Raw genomic sequence first — 20,487 nt, 5'->3', positions numbered from 1 at the left:
CCTCAAAGGTCGTGCCAGAGCCCCAGCGCCCCCAGCCGGGGCGATTTCTTCGACGTGTGCCGGTCCATCCGCATCAACACATCGCGGAGGAAGGTCACCGCCTGCACCAGATGTGGGCCCTTGTTTAGCATCACGCATTCGGCGCGCTGGCTCATCGCGGCGTCCGTCATCTCGGCCCGGCTGGCCTGACCCTCCTTGACCATGCCTTCCAGCACCTGCGTTGCCCAGACCACCGGAACCTCGGCCGCCTCGCAGAGCCACAGGACTTCTTCCTGAATCTCGCTCAGCCGTTCAAAACCGATTTCCACCGCCAGATCGCCGCGCGCGATCATCACGCCCACCGGCACCCGCCCACCGGCCTCGACGATCAGCGCGGGCAGGTTGCGCAGCGCAAGCGGCGTCTCGATCTTCAGCATCAGCGCCGGCCAGTCGCGCGCGGTGCCGCCATCGGACCGGGCGTCAAGCTCGGCAAAGAGCGCGCGCAGATCGCCCCCCGTCTGCACGAAGGAAAAGCCCAGAATGTCGGCGTGACCCAGCACGAAATCGAGATGCCCCAGATCGGTCTCGGTCAGCGCGGGCACGCGCAGATCGACGCCGGGCAGGTTCACCCCCTTTTCGACCTTGATCTTCGCCCCTTTCGACGGGGTCGAGGTCACCTCGGCCAGCACTTTGCCCGGCCGCACCTTGAGGATCTTCGCCCGCAGCTTGCCATCGTTGATCCAGATCGCGCCGCCCTCGGCCATCGCCTCCATCAGCGCCGGATGCGAAAGCCGCACCTGCGGCAGATCGGCGTCATGGGCCAGCGTCTCGACCACTTCGAACCGGTCGCCCTCGAACAGACGCCCGGTCTCCTCGACGCTTTCCGACAAAGCCTCGACCCGCAGCTTCGGGCCTTCGATGTCCATCTGCACCGGCACCCGCCGCCCGGCCTTCATCGCCGCATGGCGGACCTGACCGATCATCGCCGCCCAGACATCGGGGTTGTCATGCGCGCAGTTGATCCGCATGCAATCCGCCCCGGCGGCAATCAGCGCGCCGACCAGATCGGGGTTCACCGCGGCCTCGGTCGGCAGCGTCACCATCACGCGCGAGCGCGGCGCCTCGCGCCGGGCCCCAAACAGCGCATCACGCCGGGCGGCCAGACGCGCCGGGCCCGCGGCAAAGGTTTCAACGGTAGGATAGCTTGCCACGCCTTCGCCGCCGATCATCGCAAGGGACGCCAGAACCGCGTCGATCGAGGGGCGGACATGCGCCTCGGCCCGGCCAAGCGACGAGAGGCCAAGCGAGGCCAAGGGCGCCTGAAACGGCACCAGATCGCCGCGCCGCAGCGCCAGATAATCGGCCAGATTGCGCGCCGAGGGCAGGAATTCCGGGCGCCGCACCAGCCCCTCCCAGCCCTCCATCGTCGCATCCGAGCGCCGCACCAGATCGTCGCGCAAAGCCTCCAGCGCGCGTTGCAATCCGCGCGCCTGCGCCCGCCTTTCGCGGTATTCAACCTCATCGAGACTCATCACATCCTCCTGCCCTGTTCGGTCGCAAGTCTGCCCGGCGCGCATGACAGGGGAATGACGCGGCCATGACAGGCCCGCGGGCGTTTGGCCGCAGGCAAACCCTTGCAAGCTTCGCCCCCTTCCGATAGCAGAAGCGCGACGCCGGGCGCAGGGTCCGGACCAGAATTGGGGGGGAAGATGCCGCTTCTCGTGATGAAATTCGGCGGCACCTCGGTGGCGGATCTCGACCGCATCGCGAATGCGGCGACGAAGGTCAAGCGCGAGGTCGACCGTGGCTACGATGTCATCGTGATCGTCTCGGCGATGTCGGGCAAGACGAACGAGCTGGTCGGCTGGGTCGAGGGCACCTCGCCCCTGTATGACGCCCGCGAATATGATGCCGTGGTGGCCAGCGGCGAAAACGTCACCGCCGGTCTGATGGCCCTGCGGCTGCAGGAAATGGGCATCCCGGCGCGCAGCTGGCAGGGCTGGCAGGTGCCGATCAACACCACCTCGGCGCATGGCTCGGCCCGGTTCAAGTCGATCCCGCGCGAGAATATCGACACGAAATTCGCCGAAGGCATGAAGGTCGCGGTCGTCGCGGGCTTCCAGGGCCTGTCGGCGGAAAACCGCATCACCACGCTGGGCCGTGGCGGGTCCGACACGACGGCGGTGGCCTTTGCCGCCGCTTTCGACGCGGAACGCTGCGACATCTACACCGATGTGGATGGGGTTTACACCACCGATCCGCGGATCAGCTCGAAGGCGCGCAAGCTTGACAAGATCGCCTTCGAGGAAATGCTGGAACTCGCCAGCCTTGGCGCCAAGGTGCTGCAAACGCGGTCGGTGGAACTGGCGATGCGCTTTGGCGTGCGGCTGCGGGTGCTGTCCTCCTTCGAGGAAACCGACGAAACTTCAGGAACCCTTGTCTGCGGGGAGGATGAAATCATGGAATCGAAAGTCGTCTCGGGGGTCGCCTATTCGCGCGACGAGGCCAAGATCACCCTCTTCACCATCGAAGACCGCCCCGGCGTCGCGCAGGCGATCTTCGGGCCGCTGTCCGAAGCCGGCGTGAACGTGGACATGATCGTGCAGAACATCTCGGAAAAGGATTATGACGACAACCACCCGGGCGCCGTCACCGACATGACCTTTTCCTGCCCGATCAATCAGGTGGCCCGGGCGCAAAAGGCGCTGGAAGATGCCAGGACCGCGGGCAAGATCAAATATGACGAGCTGATCATCGACACCGATGTCGCCAAGGTCTCGGTCGTCGGCATCGGCATGCGGTCGCAAGTGGGCGTCGCCGCGCGCACCTTCGAGGCGCTTGCCGCGGAAAACATCAACATCAAGGTGATCTCGACCTCGGAGATCAAGATTTCCGTGCTGATTGATCGGAAATATATGGAACTGGCCGTGCAGGCCCTCCATGATGCGTTCGAGTTGGAGAAGGCCTGACCCGAAGGATCAGGCCTCTGGGAAACGGGGGCGTCTAGGCCATGGTGGATCGCAGCGAAAGTGACAGCCGCACGCTGTTGCGCCGGTTGCGCGATACTTTGGCCACCCCCGGCGACGGACAGGACCGGCTGGACCGGATCACCCATCTGATCGCCCATTCGATGCGCACGCAGGTCTGCTCGATCTATCTGTTCCGCGATCCCGAAACGCTGGAGCTTTGCGCGACCGAGGGGCTGAACCCCGAGGCCGTGCACAAGACCCGGATGCGGCTGGGCGAGGGTCTGGTGGGCCGCGTTGCCCGCACCGGCCAGCCCGCGAATACCGCCAATGCCCCCGCCGAGCCCGGTTTCCGCTACATGCCGGAAACCGGCGAAGAGATCTATTCCAGCTTCCTTGGCGTGCCGATCCAGCGCGTCGGCGAGAAGCTGGGGGTTCTGGTCGTGCAATCGCGCGAGGCGCGGCTTTTCTCCGACGACGAGGTCTACGGGCTGGAAGTCGTCGCGATGGTGCTGGCGGAAATGACCGAACTGGGCGCCTTTACCGGCGATCAGGGCGGCATCGGCGCGGCGCATCGCTTCCCCGTGATGTTCCGCGGCTCGACCGGTCAGGAGGGCGCGGCCGAGGGCCGGGTCTGGCTGCACGAGCCGCGCGTGGTGGTGACGAACCCGGTCGGCGATGATCCCGATGCGGAAAAGGCCCGGCTGGACGAGGCGGTCTCGACGCTGCAGGCGCAGATCGACGACATGCTGATCGGCTCGGCCAGCATGGACAAGGAACAGCGGCAGGTTCTGGAAGCCTACAAGATGCTGGCCCATTCGCGCGGCTGGGTCCGCCGGATGAGCGAGGACATCGACCTTGGCCTGTCCGCCGAAGCCGCGGTGGAAAAGGAACAATCGACGGCGCGGGCGCGGCTGGAGCAATCCACCGATGCTTACCTGCGCGAACGGCTGCATGATCTGGACGACCTGTCGAACCGGCTGTTGCGGCTTTTGACCGGGCAGGGCAAGGACACCGGCGCCGAACTGCCGGAAAACCCGGTGCTGGTGGCGCGCAACATCGGCCCGGCCGAGTTGCTGGATTACGGCCGCAAGCTGAAGGGTGTGGTGCTGGAGGAAGGCTCGGTCGGCTCGCATGCCGCCATCGTCGCCCGGGCGCTGGCGATTCCGCTGGTGATCCATGCGGCGCGCCTCACCAACGAGGCGCTGAACGGCGATGCGATTCTGGTCGATGGCGATCAGGGCATCGTGCACCTGCGCCCCGAGGAAAGCGTGGCCGCCGCCTTTCGCGACAAGATCGCGATGCAGGCCGAGGCGCAGAAACGCTACGCCGATCTGCGCAACCAGCCCGCGGTGGACCGGGCGGGCAACCGCGTCAGCCTGATGATGAACGCCGGGCTGATGGCCGATCTGCCCTCGCTGCGCGGTTCGGGCGCCGATGGCGTCGGGCTGTTCCGGACCGAATTGCAATTCCTGATCCGCTCGCGCGTGCCGCGGCGGGGGGAATTGGCGGCGCTTTACAAGCGGGTGATCGACGCGGCGCAGGGGGCGAAGGTGCAGTTCCGCACCCTCGACATCGGCTCGGACAAGGTTCTGCCCTACATGAAGCCGCAGGAGGAACCGAACCCGGCAATGGGCTGGCGGGCGATCCGGCTGGGCTTGGACAAGCCCGGCGTGCTGCGGATGCAGCTGCAGGCGCTGATCCGCGCGTCAGAGGGGCGGCCCTTGTCGGTCATGTTCCCCTTTGTCGCCACGCCCGACGAATTCAACGCGGCGAAAGCCACGCTTCTGCGCGAAATCGACCGCGAGGCGACGCTTGGCCGGCCTGTGCCCTCGGATCTGCGGGTGGGGGCGATGCTGGAGACGCCCTCGCTCGCCTTTGCGCCCGACAGTTTCTTTGCCGGCTGCGATTTCATCTCGATCGGCGGCAACGACCTGAAGCAGTTCTTCTTTGCCGCCGACCGCGAAAACGAACGGGTGCGGCGGCGCTATGACACGCTGGACACCAGCTTCCTGCGCTTCATCGAAAAAGATCATCGCGCGCTGCGTCGCCAATGACACCGCGCTCAGCTTTTGCGGCGAGGATGCGGGCCGCCCGATCGAGGCGCTGACCTTTGCCGCGCTGGGCATCCGCACGCTCTCGATGCGCCCGGCCTCGATCGGGCCGGTCAAGCATCTTTTTGCGCCGCGCCGATCTGACCGAGCTGAAAGCGGTGATCGACGCGGCCCGCAACGGCGGCGCGCAATCCGTGCGCCCGGCGGTGACGGCCTATCTGGCCAGCCAATAGGCGATCCGGCGGCGGGATCGCCTGCCGGGCTCAGCACATCCCGCTCAATTCGCGCAGCACATTGCCATTGCCGCACCAGTCCGGCGCCGAGCCGCGCTCTTCGGACGGTTCCGACAGGAAGGTCAGGCAGCCGTCCGACCCGGCGCAGGACCGGCACATGTTGATCATCTGCGCGAAATCCGCCTGCGTCAGCAGACCGTCATGCATCGCATCGGTCAGGTTCACCCCCATCCGCCGCGCCATGCCACGGGCGATCCAGAAATAGAGATCAATATTGCCCTGAATGCCCATCACTTGCCTCCTTCGGCATCTGCAAGAACCTGTTCCGTCGTCAAGGCCGCGCGCAGGCGGGCCATCATCTCGCGGTTGGCGCAATAGTCCGGCGCCTCTGCCGCCTGCCGGGCCCGACCGGAGTCGTCGTCCCGCGCCGAAAGCCAGTGCAGGCATTCGGTCGGCTCGGCACATCCGGCACAGCGCACCACCGCCTCGCGCCAGTCCTCGCCGCCCAGCTTGCCCTGCAGCATCATCTCGGTGAGATTGACGCCAAGGGCCTGCGCCATGCGGTTCATCAGGGCGGCATGCCGATTGAGGGTCTTGCGTCCGAGCATGGGCACTTCCTTGTTCCGGGCAGGGTCGCATCAAGCATCCGCTGCGGGCGTCGCATTGCCATGATTCAGATCAATCTTTGCGCGAGGCTGCCGGTGTTCCCGCGCGTGCGGGAGGAGATGCCCGCCCTTTGGGCGCCGCCCGGGGTCAAAACCCGCGGAACGTGCCCCGGCGCAGCGCGGTGACGACCCGGTGCACCACCGCGATGCGCTCGCCATTTGCCGGATGGGTGCCCAGGAAGCTGTGCCCCGGATCGGGCAGCCGGGTAAAGAACAGCGCGCCGCGTTCCGGGTCATAGCCCGCGTTCCAGGCAATCACCGTGCCCAGCGCGTCGGCCTGCAGTTCGTAATCCTTCGAATAGGCCCGCGCGCCCATTTCCGCGCCGAAATCGCGCGCCTGGGCCACGCCATCGGCATCCGCCCCCGGGGCCGCCGCCAGGGCCCCCAGAATCAGCGCGCCCTTGGAGGCATCCGAGCTTTTCTGCTCCAGATGGCCCAGAATGTAATGCGCCGCCTCGTGCCCCATGACAAAGGCCAGCTCGTCACGGTTGCGCGCCTCGGCGATCAGCGCCAGGTTGAAGGCGACGATCGGGCGGCCCCGGTCATCCAGGGTCTGAAACGCATTCGGCTGCGGGTCGCGGCCCTCGTCGACCATCACCTGATAGTCGCAATTCATCCGCCCCCGGGTCCGGGCCAGACATTCGGTTTCGATCCGCGGTTCCATGTCCCGCGCCACCGCCAGGAAATTCACCGCCGCCGTATGCGCATCGGGACCGGCCTCGACCGTCACCACCGGCGCCTTGGGGCGCGGCAAAGACGCGCCGCCCCTCCCCGGTTGCGGGGCCTCGCAGGCGGCCAGCAGCAGCGGCAGGGCAAGCAGGACAGACAGGGAACGCAGCATGGATCGCGGGACCAGAACGGGCATGCGCCGATACTAGCGGGGCGGCGTCCGGGCGCAATCGCCTTCGGCCCGATCACCGAAATGTTTGCCCTTTTCCCGCGCCGCCGCCCGCGCTAGCATGATCGCATGTTCACCATCGAGCACGAATTCGACGCCACCGTGATCACCCTCGTCGACGAGGGCGACGATCCGCGCGACTATCTGCAGGAAGACATCACCATCCAGTCCTTCGAGGAATGCGTGGTGGTCGAGCAGATGGACGACACCACGGAAACGGTGATGCGGGTGGTCTTTTCGCATGCGCAGCTGCGCGAACTGGCGGCCGCGCTCGACCTGCCCGAAGGCGTCTATCGGTTGCAATCCAGAACAAAGGCCTGAGCCCGTCCCCGCCCGCGCAAGGGCGTATTTGGACCAGGAAAAGCCATGGTCTTTTTCTTGGTGCAAATACGCCGGGGGTCGGGGGGCAGCGCCCCCGGCCTTTGTCACACGGCGATATTGTCGATCAGCCGCACATCGCCCAGATAGACGGCGGCCAGCATCCGCGCCGGTTCGGAAAGCTCGGTCATCGGCCGCAGCCCCTCGGCGCTGCGCAGATCGAGGTAATCCCAGGCGCCGAAACCCGCCGCGCTGATCGCGGCCTTCGCCGCGTCGAGCGTCGCGGCCACCGGGGCGCCCGCGCGGATCGCCGCCGCCGCCCTTTGCATCTCCGCATGAAGCCGCGGCGCCAGCGCGCGCTGCTCCGGGCTCAGCCGCACATTGCGCGACGACATCGCCAGCCCGTCCTCCTCGCGGATCGTCGGGCAGGGGATGATGCGGATCGGCACGTTCAGATCCTCGACCATCCGCTTGACCACCTGCACCTGCTGCCAGTCCTTCTCGCCAAAGAAGGCGCGGCCCGCCTGGGTCATGCCGAAAAGCTTCGTCACCACCGTGGCCACGCCCTCGAAATGGCCGGGGCGGAAGGCGCCTTCCAGCGGTTCCGACACGCCCGAGACCGAAACCACCGTGGCGAAACCATCCGGATAGACCTCCTGCACGCCCGGCGCGAAGAGCACATCCACCCCCTCGGCATCGAGCAGCGCCAGATCGTGATCCTCGTCGCGGGGGTATTTCTCCAGATCGTCCTTGTTGTTGAACTGCATCGGGTTGACGAAGATCGTCACGATCACCCGGTCGGATTGCTTGCGGGCCTCGCGCACCAGGGACATGTGGCCGTCATGCAGCGCCCCCATTGTCGGCACGACACCGACCAGCATCCCCGAGCGCTTCCAGGTCGCCACCTTCTCGCGCAGCTCGTCCGAGGTGCGGATCACTTGCGTCATTTCTTCACCTCGTCGAAAAAGGAATGGTCCGGCGTGGGGAAGGTCCGCGCGCGGACCTCGCTGGCATAGGCGGCGACCGCCTCGGCGGCGGTTTGGCCCAGCTCTGCGTAGCGTTTGACGAATTTCGGCCGGAAATCGGTGAAGAGGCCCAGCATGTCGTCGATCACCAGCACCTGACCGTCGCAATCGACCCCGGCGCCGATGCCGATCGTCGGAATCGCGATCATCGCCGAAATCTCGCCCGCCAGTGCCGCGGGCACCTTTTCCAGCACCACCGAAAACGCCCCCGCCTCGGTCACCGCCAGCGCATCGGCCTTCAGCCGGTCGCGTCCCGCGCCGCGGCCCTGCACCTTGTAGCCGCCCAGCGTGTTCACCGATTGCGGCGTGAGGCCGATATGCGCCATCACCGGAATGCCGCGGGCGACCAGAAAGGCGATCGTCTCGGCCATATGCACGCCGCCTTCCAGCTTCACCGCCCCGGCGCCGGTTTCCGCCATCAGCCGCGCCGCATTGCGGAAGGCCTGCTCCGGCCCTTCCTCGTAGCTGCCAAAGGGCATGTCGATGACCACCAGCGCCCGCTCCGATCCGCGCATCACCGCCCGGCCGTGCAGGATCATCATCTCCAGCGTCACGCCCAGGGTCGAGGGCAGGCCATGCAGCACCATCCCCACCGAATCGCCGACCAGCAGCACGTCACAGGCCGGATCGGCCAGCCGCGCGACGGGCGTCGTATAGGCGGTCAGCACCACCACCGGCGCCTGGCCCTTCAGCGCCAGAATATCCGAAGGCATCAGCCGTTTCAGGCTTGCGGTCGCACTCATGGTCACCTCCCTCTTCCTCGGACGCTTCCTACCCGTTCCCTTCCGTAAATGCAAAGTGACAACGCCGCGACGCAGCATCGGCCGAGGCCGCCAACCGGGCCTGCCTGCCCGTTTCACCTTGGTGCAAATATCCCGGGGTCCGGGGCGGAGCCCCGGCCGCCGCAGCACGGGCGCGCCGGGGTCGGGTGTCGCCCCCTGCGTTCAGTTTCCGGCGCCCGCCAGCCGGGCAGCGGCCACCGCGGCGTCGTGCTGCTGCGCCTCCAGCACCGCCGGATCGACGATCTGACCGGCTTCCCAGGCGGCCTGATCGGCGGCGATCAGCTCGACCTCGGCCTCGGGAACGACATAGCCGGTGTGCAGCTCGTGCATCGGGCCTTCCAGCGCCAGGCTTTCGGCGCGGCTGCGGACCTTGACGCGGGTGCCCATCGGCGCCTCGTCGAACATGTCGATGATGTCCTGGTTGAACAGCCGGATGCAGCCCGCCGAGGTGGCCTTGCCGATCGAGCTCGGGTCCATCGTGCCATGGATGCGGTAATAGGTGTCGCGGCCGTTGCGATAGAGATAAAGCGCCCGTGCGCCCAAGGGGTTGTCAAGCCCGCCGCGCAGCCCGCCCGCCAGCGGCCCATACAGCGCCGGATCGGCACGCACCATCCGCGCGGTCGGTTGCCAGGAGGGATAGCTCTCCTTGCGGCCGACGACGGCATTGCCCGAAAAGCCCCGGCCGGCCTTGCCCACGGCAATGCCGAAGCGCATCGCCTTGCCCGGTTCGACGACGTGATAGAGCAGCCGCGCATAGGGGTCGATGACGATCGTGTCCTTGCCCTCGGGCCCGGCATACTCGACCCAGCGACGGCGGTTGCGTTCGGTCAGATAGACCGGGTTGACCGCGGGCACGACGCGCTCCCCATCGGGGCGGGCCTGATATTCCAGCGGCACGCCCCGCAGCGGCGCATTGGCGACGGCCTTGGGATCGGCCGCGCAGCCCGCCAGAAGGACAAGGGCCAGAACCCCCGCAAGCGGGGCATGGAATCGAAACGGTAGACGGGACACGGGGCAGCACCTGTCGAGAAATGAGCGAATCCCCCCGCAAACGCGGAGTATTGACCGCGATCAGGGGGCCGCACCGCCGCAAGGTCAAGCCCCGCGCTGACGGGACCGTGAAAAATCGTGAAGATTCCGCGGGCTTGTGGCGAAAGGGGCGGCTTTCGCCGCCCCCTTGTTCAGCCGATGACGTTGAAGCCGGGGCCATAGGGATATTTCGTGATGTCCTCGGCGCCGGTTTCGCCGATCACCAGAATGTCGTGTTCGCGGTAACCGCCCGCGCCGGGCAGGCCCTCGGGCAGGGTCAGCATCGGCTCCATCGAAATCACCATGCCGGGTTCCAGCACGGTGTCGATATCTTCGCGCAGTTCAAGCCCCGCCTCGCGGCCGTAGTAATGCGACAGCACGCCGAAGGAATGGCCATAGCCGAAGGTGCGATACTGCAGCAGGTCGCGGTCTGCAAAGAAGGCGTTGATCTTCTGCGTCACCTCGGAACATACGGCGCCCGGAACCAGAAGCGACATGCCGTATTCATGCGCGGCCACGTTCGCCTCCCAGATCTTCAGGCTGGCCGGATCGACCGCGCCCAGGAACATCGTGCGTTCCAGCGCGGTGTAATAGCCCGAGATCATCGGGAAGCAGTTGAGGCTGAGAATGTCGCCGTGTTTCAGCACCCGCCCCGTCACCGGATTGTGCGCGCCATCGGTGTTCAGCCCGGACTGGAACCAGACCCAGGTATCGCGGTATTCGGCCTCGGGGAAGCGCTTGGCGATTTCGACCTCCATCGCGTCGCGGCCCGCCATCGCCACGTCAATCTCGCGCAGGCCTGCCTTGATCGTGTCGCGGATCGCAAAGCCACCCACATCGGCCACCGCGGCGCCGTGGGTGATCAGGGCGATTTCGGCAGGCGATTTCACCATCCTTTGCGTCATCGTCGCCGGAGCAATGTCCAATCCGCGCTTCGGTTTCAGGAAATGGCTGAACTTCTCCGCGTTCAGCATCGTCAGATGATCGGCCTCGCAGCCCACCGCCTTGCCGGTGCCGATCACATGGGCGACCGCGCGCCAGTAATTGTCGCGCGCCCAGTCGGTATAGGTCAGGCTTTCGCCATGGCAGCGCCGCCAGGGCTGCCCCGCGTCGATCCCCGCCGAGATCACCACGGATCGGTCGCGCGTCACCACCAGACCGTAGGGGCGCCCGAAGCTGCAGTAAAGAAAGCCCGAGTAATAGGCGATGTTGTGCATCGAGGTCAGCAGCACGGCATCGAGGCTGTGCAGCTCCAGGATGTCGCGCAGCCCTGCAAGGCGGGCGTCATATTCGGCGGCGTCGAAAGGCAGCACCGCCTTGGGGCCGTTTTCGCAGGTATAGAATTCGGGTCGTTGCATGATCTGTCCTTTGGGCCCGTGGGACCCCGAAAGATCCCGGCGTTCAGGACGTAAGCGGGGGGAACCCCGCAAGCATCGGGCACTGCCCTGTGGCGACGCCATCGCCACGGCTCGGGGCAAGAATGCCAAAGGGGGCAACGGCTGACAAGGGCGTTTCGGACGGATCGGGGCGGACGGCCGATGCCCGCGGGCAGGGCCGTCCGCCTTTCGAATCGCGGCTCAGAACGGAATCACCGCCCCGTCATAGCTTTCGAAACAGCCCGAATTGGTCAGGTTCAGCGCATCGAACCGTGTCGTCAGACCGGCCACCGATTGCGCCACGGTGATCTCGGCTTTCGGCCCGCCCATGTCGGTCTTGACCCAGCCGGGGTGATAGATGCCGACCGCGATCCCCTCGGGGCGCAGATCGGCGGCAAGATTGCGGCCAAGGTTCAGCACCGCCGCCTTCGACGCGCGGTAGATGTAGCTGCCGCCGGGCGCGCGGGCATCCGACCCCATCGCCGAGGACAGGATCGCCACCTTGCCATGCGCCGCGCGCAGGTTCGGCAACAGCGCCTGAATCGTCAGGAACACGCCCATCACGTTGGTCGAGAAACTGCGCGCCCAAAGCATCGGCGCATAGCCGTTTTCCAGCGATTGCCCCAGATCGGCATAGACCCCGGCATTGCAGACCAGAAGCCCGATCGGCAGCCCGTTCAGCCGCCGCGCCAGTTCCTTGACGCTGTCGGGCTGGGTGACGTCGAGCGGCAAGAGATCGCCCTCGGGATTGCGCGCGGTGCCGAAGGCCGCGGTGTCGGTGTGGCGGTAATGGGCCAGAAGCGCGGCGCCGATGCCGCGGTTCGCCCCGGTGATGAGAACTGTCATGGTCGCCTCCTGTCCGGCCATCATGGCCAGCGTTCAGGCAAGCGCAAGGACCTGAATCAATTCCGCGACCTTTTGGGCAAAAAGGGCAGCGGCATCACGGGGATACCGTCATCCAGAAGCGCCTTGGCCTCGTCGAGCCGGGCCTCGCCATGGATCGCGCGTTCGGGCTTGGCGCCCTCGTGCATCGCCCGCGCCTCGGAGACGAAATTGACGCCGACATAATCGGAATTCGCCTCCACCGCCTGACGCATCGCGGCAAAGGCCTCCTCCATGCCGGTTTGCGGCGCGCTCAGCGGCGTTTCGGTCGCGGGCGGCTTGGCCGCCTTGCGGGCGGGGCGCACGGCGGGCACCATCAGCGCCTTTTCCACCGCAGTCGAGCCGCAGATGGTGCAGCTGACCATGCCGCGCGCCTGCAGGGCCTCGAAGGCCGCAGCCGAGGCGAACCAGCTGTCGAAGCTGTGCTCCTTGTCGCATTTGAGGGTGTAGCGGATCATCATCGGGCCCGTTTCGAAGGCCCCATCTGACAGGCTTGGCCCGGAAAATGCAAGCGCCCTTGCGCGGGCGCAGCGCGGCTGAGAAGATCAACCTCGGGGGGAAATGCGCATGGAAAGATACGATTACGTCATCGTCGGCGCGGGCAGCGCGGGCTGCGTTCTGGCGAACCGGCTCAGCGCCGATCCGCGCAACCGGGTGCTGCTGCTCGAGGCGGGCGGGCGCGACAGCTACCCCTTGGTGCATATCCCCGTGGGGTATCTTTACTGCATCGGCAATCCCCGCACCGACTGGGGCTTTCGCACCGAAGCCGAGCCGGGGCTGAACGGGCGCAGCCTGCTTTACCCGCGCGGGCGTATCTTGGGCGGCTGTTCCGCGATCAACGGCATGATCTACATGCGCGGTCAGGCGCGCGATTACGACGGCTGGGCGCAGAGGGGCTGCACCGGCTGGGGCTGGGCGGATGTGCTGCCGCTTTTCCGCGATCACGAAGATTACCACCGCGGCGCCGATGATCTGCATGGCGCGGGCGGTCCCCTGCGGGTCGAACGGGCGCGGGTGCGCTGGGACGTGCTCGATGCTTTTCTGGAAGCGGCCGAACAGGCGGGCATTCCCCGGACCGAGGATTTCAACCGCGGCACCAACGAGGGCGCGGGCTATTTCGACGTCACGCAAAAGAACGGCTGGCGCTGGTCGGCCGCCTCGGCGTTCCTCAAGCCGGTGAGGACGCGGCCGAACCTGCGCGTGCTGACCGGCGCGCAGGTGGAACGGCTGGAGATCTCCGAGGGGCGGGTGACCGGCCTGCGCTATCATCTGGGCGGCGCGGCGCATCAGGTTCAGGCGACCGAGGTGGTGCTGGCGGCAGGCGCCATCGGCACGCCGCAAATTCTTGAACTTTCGGGAATTGGCGATCCCGCGATTCTGGCGGCAAACGGGATCGCACAGCAGCTTGCGGCCCCCGGGGTGGGCCGGAACCTGCAAGACCATCTGCAATTGCGGATGATCTTCAAGGTGGCGGGGGTGAAGACGCTCAACACCATGGCCGCGACGCTTTGGGGCAAGGCGAAGATCGCGGCCGAATATGCGGCGTTCCGCTCCGGTCCGATGGCGATGTCGCCCAGCCAGGCGGGGATCTTCGCCCGCTCTTTCCCCGACCGGGAAACCCCGGATCTGGAATGGCATCTGCAGCCGGTGAGCCTCGATAAATTCGGCGATCCACTGCATCCGTTCCCGGCGATGACGGCCAGCGTGTGCAACCTGCGCCCCGACAGTCGCGGCGAAAGCCATCTGCGCGGGCCGGATTTCCGCAGCCCGCCGGTGATCGCGCCGAATTACCTGTCAACCGCAACCGACCGGCGCGTGGCGGCCGAAAGCCTGCGGTTGACCCGCAAGATCGCGGCGCAACCGGCCTTTGCCCGCTTCGCCCGCGGCGAATACCTGCCCGGCGAGGCCGCCCAGACCGAGGACGATCTGGTGAAAGCCGCGGGCGATATCGGCACGACGATCTTTCACCCGGTCGGCACCTGCCGGATGGGGCCGGATGCGGCGGCCGTCGTCGATCCGCGGTTGCGTCTGCGCGGGCTCGGGGGGCTGCGCATCGCCGATGCCTCGGTGATGCCGACGATCCCCTCGGGCAACACCGCCGCGCCGGTGATGATGATCGCCGAGAAAGCCGCACGGATGATTTTGGAGGATTCAAAGGCATGAGACCCGGACCCCGTAATCTGATCACCGATGTCGCCGGGCTGCGGGTCGGCAATGCGCATGACACGGCGCTGCGTTCGGGCGTCACGGTTCTGACGGCGGGCCGCCCCTTCACCGCCGCCGTGCATGTGATGGGCGGCGCGCCGGGCACGCGGGAAACCGACCTGCTCGCCCCCGACAAGCTGGTTGAAAGCGTCGATGCGCTGGTGCTCTCGGGCGGCTCGGCCTTCGGCCTTGATGCCGCCTCGGGGGTGATGGCGGGGCTGCGGGCGATGGGGCGGGGCTTTGCCGTCGGCCCGGCGCTGGTGCCGATCGTGCCCGCGGCGATCCTGTTTGACCTTCTGAATGGCGGCGACAAGGGCTGGTCGGAAAACCCCTATGCGGGGCTGGGCAGCGCCGCCCTTGCCGCGGCGGCGGAAGATTTCGCGATCGGCTCGGCAGGGGCGGGCTTTGGCGCCCTGACGGGGAACCTCAAGGGCGGGCTCGGCTCGGCCTCGGCGGTGCTCGACAGCGGCTTCACCGTGGGCGCGCTGGTCGCGGTGAATGCGCTCGGCTCGGCCACCGTGGGCGAGACCCGGCATTTCTGGGCCGCGCCCTGGGAAATCGGCGACGAATTCGGCGGCCTCGGCCCCGCGCCCCGTTACCCCGCCCAAGCCGACCCCTTGCCGATGAAACGCATGGGCGAGGCCACGACCATCGCCATCGTCGCGACCGACGCGGCGCTGACCAAGGCACAGGCGCATCGGCTGGCCGTCGCCGCGCATGACGGCATGGCCCGGGCGCTGGTGCCCAGCCATACGCCGCTCGATGGCGATCTGGTCTTCGCCGCGGCAACCGGCGCGCGGCCCCTCGCCGATCCGCTCACCGATCCATTCCAGCTTGGCCATGCCGCCAGCGCCTGCCTTGCCCGCGCCATCGCCCGCGCGGTCTTCGCCGCCACGCCCCATCCGGGCGACCGGCAACCCAGCTGGCAAAATCTCTCCTGACCCTGCCCTTTCACCTTGGCGCAAATATCCCGGGGGGGGGGCGCAGCGGGGGGCAGAGCCCCCCTAACCGATCACCGCAGCCAGCAACGGGCTTTCGCCTTCAAGCCCCTCGATCACGTCAAAATGGTGCCGCCCGGGGTCAATCGTCAGCGGACAGGCCCAGGCCTCGGCCAGCCCCCGCGCCTGATCCAGAAACGCCGGACGCTCGTCCCCGCCAACCCAGACATGCACGGGCACCCCCGGCACCGGCTGATGCACCGGGCTCTCGCGGGTGGCCTCGGCCGCATCAAGCCGCAGGGTCTCGTTCATCGAGGTCCGCAACAGCGGCGAAAGGTCCGAGACCGGCGAGATCGGCACCACCTTCTCGATCCGCTTCGCCACCTCTTCAGGCAGCATCCCCGGCGCCAGCATCCGCGCCACCAGATGCCCGCCCGCGGAATGACCGACCAGCCGGATCGGCCCGCTGAAGCGGCGCGCCAGCTCCGCCACCGCCATCGCGATCAGCGCGGTGATCTGCTCGATCCGCATCTCGGGCGCCAGATCATAGCCCGGCATCGCGACGACCCAGCCCGCCTCGACCGCGCCCTTGGCCAGATGCGAGAAATCCTGCGGGGAAAACTTCATCCAGTAGCCGCCATGCACGAAGATGATCAGCCCCTTTTGCGCCCCCATCGGCAGGAACAGGTCGATCTGCCGCCGCACCCCGGGGCCGTAGCCCACCTGCACCATCATCGCCTCGTCGCGATACTCGGCCGCGGCCCTGGCCCAGCGCGCCGGATAGTCGGCGCCCCCGGGGATGTAAGGCATATTGGCATAGGCATCGTCCAGATCGGTCACTTCCTTACCCTTTCTTTCCACGGCGGCCAATTTACATCCGCGCCGCCCCGTGCTTCCCTCTCATATCCCTCAAACCATGAGATGCGCCATGCTCGACACCGCCACCAATCTGAAATCGCTGCTCAAGGACCCGAGCCTTCTGGTCACCAAGGCGCTTGTCGCCGGGGACTGGGTCGATGCCGATGACGGCAAGACCTTCGGGGTGACGAACCCGGCCCGGGGCGACGTGATCTGCACCGTGCCGGACCTGAGCCGGGTGGAAACCGCCCGCGCGATCAAGGCCGCCGAAGTGGCGATGAAGGACTGGGCTGCCCGCACCGGCAAGGAACGCGCCGCGGTGATGCGCAAATGGTTCGAGCTGATGATGGCGAACCAGGAGGATCTGGCGCTGATCCTGACCGCGGAAATGGGCAAGCCCCTGCCCGAAGCCCGCGGCGAGATCGCCTATGGCGCCTCCTTCATCGAATGGTTCGGCGAGGAAGCCAAGCGCATCTACGGCGAGACGATCCCGGGCCACATGCGCGACAAGCGCATCACCGTGCTGAAACAGCCGATCGGGGTGGTGGGCAGTATCACGCCCTGGAACTTCCCGAATGCGATGATCGCGCGCAAGGCCGGCCCCGCGATCGCGGTGGGTTGCGGCTTCGTCTGCCGCCCGGCCTCGGAAACGCCGCTTTCGGCGCTGGCGATGGGGCTTCTGGGCGAGCGCGCCGGTCTGCCGAAGGGGATTCTCTCGGTCATCACCTCCTCGCGCGCCTCGGATATCGGCAAGGAATTCTGCGAAAATCATGCGGTGCGGAAGCTGACCTTCACCGGCTCGACCGAGGTCGGGCGCATCCTGATGCGGCAGGCGGCGGAACAGGTGATGAAATGCTCGATGGAGCTGGGCGGCAACGCGCCCTTCATCGTCTTTGACGACGCCGATCTGGATGCGGCGGTCGAGGGCGCGATGATGTCGAAGTTCCGCAACAACGGGCAAACCTGCGTCTGCGCGAACCGGATCTATGTGCAGGCGGGCGTTTATGACGCCTTTGCGGAAAAACTGGCGGCGGCGGTGCGCAAGCTGAACGTCGGCGACGGTCTGAAGGACGGCGTGACCACCGGGCCGCTGATCTCGGCCGATGCGGTCGAGAAGGTCGAAGAGCATATCGCCGATGTGGTGGCGGGCGGCGGCACCATCGTCACCGGCGGCGCGCGGCATGAACTCGGCGGCACCTTCTTCCAGCCGACCGTCGTCACCGGCGTCACGCAGGAGATGAAAGTGGCGACCGAGGAAACCTTCGGCCCGGTCGCGCCCTTGTTCAAGTTCGAGACCGAGGCCGAGGTGATCGAAAAGGCCAATGCCACGATCTTCGGTCTGGCGTCGTATTTCTACGCCCGCGACATCGGCCGGATCACCCGGGTGCAGGAGGGGCTGGAATATGGCATCGTCGGCGTGAACACCGGGATCATCTCGACCGAGGTGGCGCCGTTTGGCGGCGTCAAGCAATCGGGCCTTGGCCGCGAGGGCAGCCATCATGGCGTCGAGGATTACCTTGAGCTGAAATACATCTGCCTGTCGATCTGACGGGCAGGCAGATTTCGCCACGCTGGCGCGCGGCGACCCGCCGGGGGGGGCGAAGCCCCCCGGACCCCCCAGCGTATTTGCGCCAAGAAAAAGAAGGCTTTGCAGAGTCGTGATCGGCTCTGTCCGGCTTGTGCCCCACCCCCTCTTTCACCTTGGTCCAAATATCCCGGGGGTCCGGGGGCGGAGCCCCCGGCGGGTCGCCTCGGCGCAGCCGAGGCGAAATACCCCCCCCTCGCCCGGCCGTTCACAGGCGCCGCTCCATCGCCACCGCGGTGCGGTAACCAAAGACAACCGCCGTCAGCCAGCGATCGACGCGGCCGGTGACAGCAAAGCCCAGCCGGTCATAAAGCGCCCGGGCGCGCAGGTTTTCATCCACCACGTCAAGACGCACGATCCGGTAGCCGCGCGCCTGCGCCTCGGCGCACAGCGCCTCGATCAGCGCCGCGCCCAGCCCCTGGCCGCGCAAGGGCTCGGCCACCGCAAAGCCGTCGACGCAAAGCGTCTCGCGCGCCAGATCCTGCGCCAAGGCCTGCAGCGCAACCCCCCGCCAGAAGGCGCCAAACCGGCCATAGACCGCCCGCAGATCGGCGCGGTCGCCGCCGACAAAGGCGCCCTTGGTGGTGCGAAAACCGATCACCCCCAGCACATGGCCGCGCCCATCCACCGCCGCGATCACATGGCCCGGGTCGATCACCCGCTCGATGAAGGCCAGAGCCTTGGCTTCGGGCCCCATCACCCGGCCCAGCTTCGCGCCGAAGGCCCGCCAGTAGAGCGCCGCCGCCTCGTGCCGCTGCGCCGCCGTCAGCCCCTGGTGCAGCCGCACCTTCATCCGCGCGTCCCCCCGCCCCCGGTGAATTGCCTCCGATACAATCGCCCGCTTGGCGCGGCCGAAAGCTGCCCCTAGGAATCGCGCATTGCCCCCTTGCAGACAAGCCCCCGAGATGACCGACCAAAGCCCGCCCTCTGCCGCCTATTGGCGCGGCTGCCGCCAAAGCCTGCCCTTCATTCTGGTCATCCTGCCTTTCGGCCTTCTCTTCGGTGTCGCGGGCAGCGAGGCCGGGCTGACCCTGGCCGAAGTCATGGGCTTTTCCATCCTGGTCATCGCCGGCGCCTCGCAATTCACCGCGGTGCAGTTGATGACCGATCACGCCAGCACGGTGATGGTGATCCTGGCCTCGCTGGCGGTGAATCTGCGCATGGCGATGTATTCGGCCTCGCTGGCGCCGCATCTGGGGGCGGCGCCGACCTGGGCGCGGGCGCTGGTCGCCTATTTCATGGTCGATCAGGTCTTTGCGCTGTCGAATGCCGATTACGAGCGCGCCCCGAAACAGAGCCTCGCCCAGAAGCTTGCCTATTACGCCGGGGCCTGCACGCCGGTCTGTCCGCTGTGGTATGTATCCACCCTTGCCGGGGCCTGGCTGGGCAAGGCGATCCCGCCCGCCTTCGCGCTGGATTTCGCCGTGCCGGTGACCTTTCTGGCGATGATCGCGCCAATGCTGCGGTCCCTGCCGCATCTGGTCGCCGCCGCCGTCTCGATCATCATGGCGCTGGCGCTGGCCTTCCTGCCCGCGGGCACCGGGCTGATCCTCGCCGCGCTGGCCGCAATGGCGGCAGGCGCACAGACCGAGCTTTGGCTGATCCGCAGGAGGGCCGCGCGATGACCCCGGCAGAGCTTTACGGCCATCCGAAGATCTGGCTGATCATCCTGGCGCTGGGCGTCGGCACCTTCGTGCTGCGCTATTCGTTCCTTGGCTGGATCGGCAACCGGCACCTGCCGGAATGGGCGCTGCGGCATCTGCGCTACACCGCCGTCGCGGTGCTGCCCGGCCTTGTCGCCCCGCTTGTGCTGTGGCCCGCGGCGACGGGGGGCCATCCCGATCCGGCCCGGCTGATCGCGGCCGGGGCGACGCTGGCCGTGGGCCTTGCCAGCCGCAACACTCTGGCCGCGATCCTGGGTGGTCTTGCGTCGCTTTACCTGGCGCTCTGGCTGCTGGGCTGAGGCGGCTCAGTCGGTCTTGCGCAGCCCGGTGCCATGCTGCACCGGCGCCTGCTGGATCATCAGCACGCCGGAATTGTCGTCGGGATCGTTGTCATAGTGATCCTCGGTGATCACGCCCGGCAACTGGCCGAAGGCTTTCGCCAGTTTCAGCGGCGAGGTGGTTCCGGGGATGCTTTCAAAGCCGGGAATGCTGCGCAGCACCGCCGAAGTGTCATTGGCGCACATCATCTTGGGCACCGCCCCGTTCGCCTGCACCCGCGCCAGCAGCGCCTCGGCCTGGGCCGGGGTCACCGCCACGCGCTGTTCGCGCACATACCAGGATTCCCGGGCATGATAGTCGATGTAGAATTTATACATCCGCTCGGTGATGCCGAAATCGACATCGTTCCGTTCCGGCACCGAGGGGTGATACCAGGTCCCGGCCGGATCGAAGATCACCCGCTGGCTGCCATCAATCATCAGCGCCGAATGCCCGCCCGAGCCGGTGTTGGTGGAAATCACCGTGAAAAGCGTGACCGAAGGCGGATTACCGGTCGAGAAGCGCGCGGCCTGCACGGCCTCGTCCGGGGCCCATTTCGGTTCGGCCCCACAGGCCGCCAGCGCAAGCGGCAGGCCCAGACACAGAAGAAGACGGCGCATCCGGGGACCTCCGCAGCAGGAAATTCGTCACTCGCGAAGGGGTTAAGCATGCGGCGCGGGCAAGGGCAACCGGCGTCGGAACCTTGCGGGGC

At 67.1% G+C, this 20,487-nt stretch carries 20 protein-coding genes and 1 pseudogene; 8 read left to right on the top strand and 13 right to left on the bottom strand.

Features of this window, described 5'->3' with window-relative positions; all coding sequences use genetic code 11:
• Positions 1 to 2 precede the first annotated feature (2 nt).
• Complete coding sequence (locus ACTTAG_RS02295; RefSeq protein ID WP_444463994.1) at positions 3 to 1,511, bottom strand: pyruvate kinase; 1,509 nt, start codon at positions 1,509 to 1,511, stop codon at positions 3 to 5.
• Positions 1,512 to 1,688: 177 nt separating this feature from the next.
• Between ACTTAG_RS02295 and ACTTAG_RS02290 the strand changes: the two genes are divergently transcribed.
• Together ACTTAG_RS02290 and ptsP are read left to right on the top strand one after the other, a co-directional pair.
• A complete protein-coding gene (locus ACTTAG_RS02290; protein ID WP_444463993.1) occupies positions 1,689 to 2,948 on the top strand; it encodes an aspartate kinase in 1,260 nt (419 codons plus the stop codon).
• Between the two features lie 41 nt (positions 2,949 to 2,989).
• Positions 2,990 to 5,232, top strand: a pseudogene (gene ptsP / locus ACTTAG_RS02285) (phosphoenolpyruvate--protein phosphotransferase).
• Between the two features lie 30 nt (positions 5,233 to 5,262).
• Here the strand turns inward: ptsP and ACTTAG_RS02280 are convergent.
• From ACTTAG_RS02280 to ACTTAG_RS02270, 3 genes are all read right to left on the bottom strand, one after another.
• Positions 5,263 to 5,523: a DUF6455 family protein gene (locus ACTTAG_RS02280; RefSeq protein WP_444463992.1), complete on the bottom strand. Its 261-nt coding sequence runs from the start codon at positions 5,521 to 5,523 to the stop codon at positions 5,263 to 5,265.
• Positions 5,523 to 5,840, bottom strand: a complete 318-nt coding sequence (locus ACTTAG_RS02275; RefSeq protein WP_444463991.1) for a DUF6455 family protein — start codon at positions 5,838 to 5,840, stop codon at positions 5,523 to 5,525. The genes ACTTAG_RS02280 and ACTTAG_RS02275 overlap by 1 nt, the downstream gene beginning before the upstream one ends.
• Positions 5,841 to 5,985: 145 nt before the next feature.
• Positions 5,986 to 6,738, bottom strand: coding sequence for a M48 family metallopeptidase (locus ACTTAG_RS02270; protein ID WP_444463990.1), 753 nt, complete (start codon positions 6,736 to 6,738; stop codon positions 5,986 to 5,988).
• 126 nt (positions 6,739 to 6,864) lie between these two features.
• Here ACTTAG_RS02270 and ACTTAG_RS02265 point away from each other — a divergent pair, with 126 nt between their 5' ends.
• Positions 6,865 to 7,116 carry a hypothetical protein gene (locus tag ACTTAG_RS02265; RefSeq protein ID WP_444463989.1) on the top strand — a complete coding sequence of 84 codons (252 nt, stop codon included), beginning with the start codon at positions 6,865 to 6,867 and terminating at the stop codon, positions 7,114 to 7,116.
• 104 nt (positions 7,117 to 7,220) lie between these two features.
• Here the strand turns inward: ACTTAG_RS02265 and panC are convergent, their stop codons facing one another.
• The 6 genes from panC to ACTTAG_RS02235 form a co-directional block, all read right to left on the bottom strand.
• Positions 7,221 to 8,060, bottom strand: coding sequence for a pantoate--beta-alanine ligase (panC, locus tag ACTTAG_RS02260; protein WP_444463988.1), 840 nt, complete (start codon positions 8,058 to 8,060; stop codon positions 7,221 to 7,223).
• Entirely contained in the window at positions 8,057 to 8,881 is an 825-nt protein-coding gene (panB, locus tag ACTTAG_RS02255) for a 3-methyl-2-oxobutanoate hydroxymethyltransferase (protein WP_444463987.1), read from the bottom strand. The genes panC and panB overlap by 4 nt, the downstream gene beginning before the upstream one ends.
• 201 nt (positions 8,882 to 9,082) lie before the next feature.
• Positions 9,083 to 9,931 (bottom strand): L,D-transpeptidase, encoded by an 849-nt coding sequence (locus ACTTAG_RS02250; protein ID WP_444463986.1) that lies wholly within the window; start codon positions 9,929 to 9,931, stop codon positions 9,083 to 9,085.
• 170 nt (positions 9,932 to 10,101) lie between these two features.
• Positions 10,102 to 11,307 carry an aminopeptidase P family protein gene (locus ACTTAG_RS02245; protein WP_444463985.1) on the bottom strand — a complete coding sequence of 402 codons (1,206 nt, stop codon included), beginning with the start codon at positions 11,305 to 11,307 and terminating at the stop codon, positions 10,102 to 10,104.
• A 219-nt stretch (positions 11,308 to 11,526) separates the two neighbouring features.
• Positions 11,527 to 12,171 carry an SDR family oxidoreductase gene (locus ACTTAG_RS02240; RefSeq protein ID WP_444463984.1) on the bottom strand — a complete coding sequence of 215 codons (645 nt, stop codon included), beginning with the start codon at positions 12,169 to 12,171 and terminating at the stop codon, positions 11,527 to 11,529.
• Positions 12,172 to 12,227: 56 nt separating this feature from the next.
• Positions 12,228 to 12,665 (bottom strand): DUF1178 family protein, encoded by a 438-nt coding sequence (locus ACTTAG_RS02235; RefSeq protein ID WP_444463983.1) that lies wholly within the window; start codon positions 12,663 to 12,665, stop codon positions 12,228 to 12,230.
• A 109-nt stretch (positions 12,666 to 12,774) separates the two neighbouring features.
• Here ACTTAG_RS02235 and ACTTAG_RS02230 point away from each other — a divergent pair, with 109 nt between their 5' ends.
• Entirely contained in the window at positions 12,775 to 14,370 is a 1,596-nt protein-coding gene (locus ACTTAG_RS02230; protein WP_444463982.1) for a GMC family oxidoreductase, read from the top strand.
• Positions 14,367 to 15,353 carry a P1 family peptidase gene (locus tag ACTTAG_RS02225; protein WP_444463981.1) on the top strand — a complete coding sequence of 329 codons (987 nt, stop codon included), beginning with the start codon at positions 14,367 to 14,369 and terminating at the stop codon, positions 15,351 to 15,353. Before ACTTAG_RS02230 ends, ACTTAG_RS02225 begins: the two co-directional genes overlap by 4 nt.
• A 63-nt stretch (positions 15,354 to 15,416) precedes the next feature.
• On the opposite strand, the gene ACTTAG_RS02220 is transcribed toward ACTTAG_RS02225, so the two are convergent.
• Positions 15,417 to 16,190, bottom strand: a complete 774-nt coding sequence (locus tag ACTTAG_RS02220) for an alpha/beta hydrolase (protein WP_444463980.1) — start codon at positions 16,188 to 16,190, stop codon at positions 15,417 to 15,419.
• A gap of 88 nt (positions 16,191 to 16,278) precedes the next feature.
• On the opposite strand from ACTTAG_RS02220, the gene ACTTAG_RS02215 reads away from it, so the two are divergent.
• Positions 16,279 to 17,757, top strand: coding sequence for an NAD-dependent succinate-semialdehyde dehydrogenase (locus ACTTAG_RS02215; protein WP_444463979.1), 1,479 nt, complete (start codon positions 16,279 to 16,281; stop codon positions 17,755 to 17,757).
• Positions 17,758 to 18,001: 244 nt separating this feature from the next.
• Here ACTTAG_RS02215 and ACTTAG_RS02210 read toward each other — a convergent pair whose 3' ends face one another.
• Positions 18,002 to 18,586: a GNAT family N-acetyltransferase gene (locus ACTTAG_RS02210; protein ID WP_444463978.1), complete on the bottom strand. Its 585-nt coding sequence runs from the start codon at positions 18,584 to 18,586 to the stop codon at positions 18,002 to 18,004.
• Between the two features lie 112 nt (positions 18,587 to 18,698).
• Here ACTTAG_RS02210 and ACTTAG_RS02205 point away from each other — a divergent pair, with 112 nt between their 5' ends.
• Both ACTTAG_RS02205 and ACTTAG_RS02200 read left to right on the top strand, forming a co-directional pair.
• On the top strand, positions 18,699 to 19,418 hold the full coding sequence (locus ACTTAG_RS02205) for an AzlC family ABC transporter permease (protein WP_444463977.1): 720 nt from the start codon (positions 18,699 to 18,701) through the stop codon (positions 19,416 to 19,418).
• Complete coding sequence (locus tag ACTTAG_RS02200; RefSeq protein WP_444463976.1) at positions 19,415 to 19,756, top strand: AzlD domain-containing protein; 342 nt, start codon at positions 19,415 to 19,417, stop codon at positions 19,754 to 19,756. The genes ACTTAG_RS02205 and ACTTAG_RS02200 overlap by 4 nt, the downstream gene beginning before the upstream one ends.
• 6 nt (positions 19,757 to 19,762) lie before the next feature.
• Here the strand turns inward: ACTTAG_RS02200 and ACTTAG_RS02195 are convergent, their stop codons facing one another.
• The gene (locus ACTTAG_RS02195; protein ID WP_444463975.1) at positions 19,763 to 20,395 is read right to left on the bottom strand and encodes a hypothetical protein; all 633 of its coding nucleotides are present in this window, start codon (positions 20,393 to 20,395) and stop codon (positions 19,763 to 19,765) included.
• Between the last annotated feature and the right edge of the window lie 92 nt (positions 20,396 to 20,487).

Origin of the sequence: Rhodobacter capsulatus (assembly GCF_052363185.1) — a bacterium.
GTDB classification, from domain to species: Bacteria; Pseudomonadota; Alphaproteobacteria; order Rhodobacterales; family Rhodobacteraceae; genus Rhodobacter; species Rhodobacter capsulatus_E.
The sequence above is the reverse complement of the archived record's forward strand: the minus strand, read 5'-3'. Positions and strand labels throughout refer to the sequence as shown.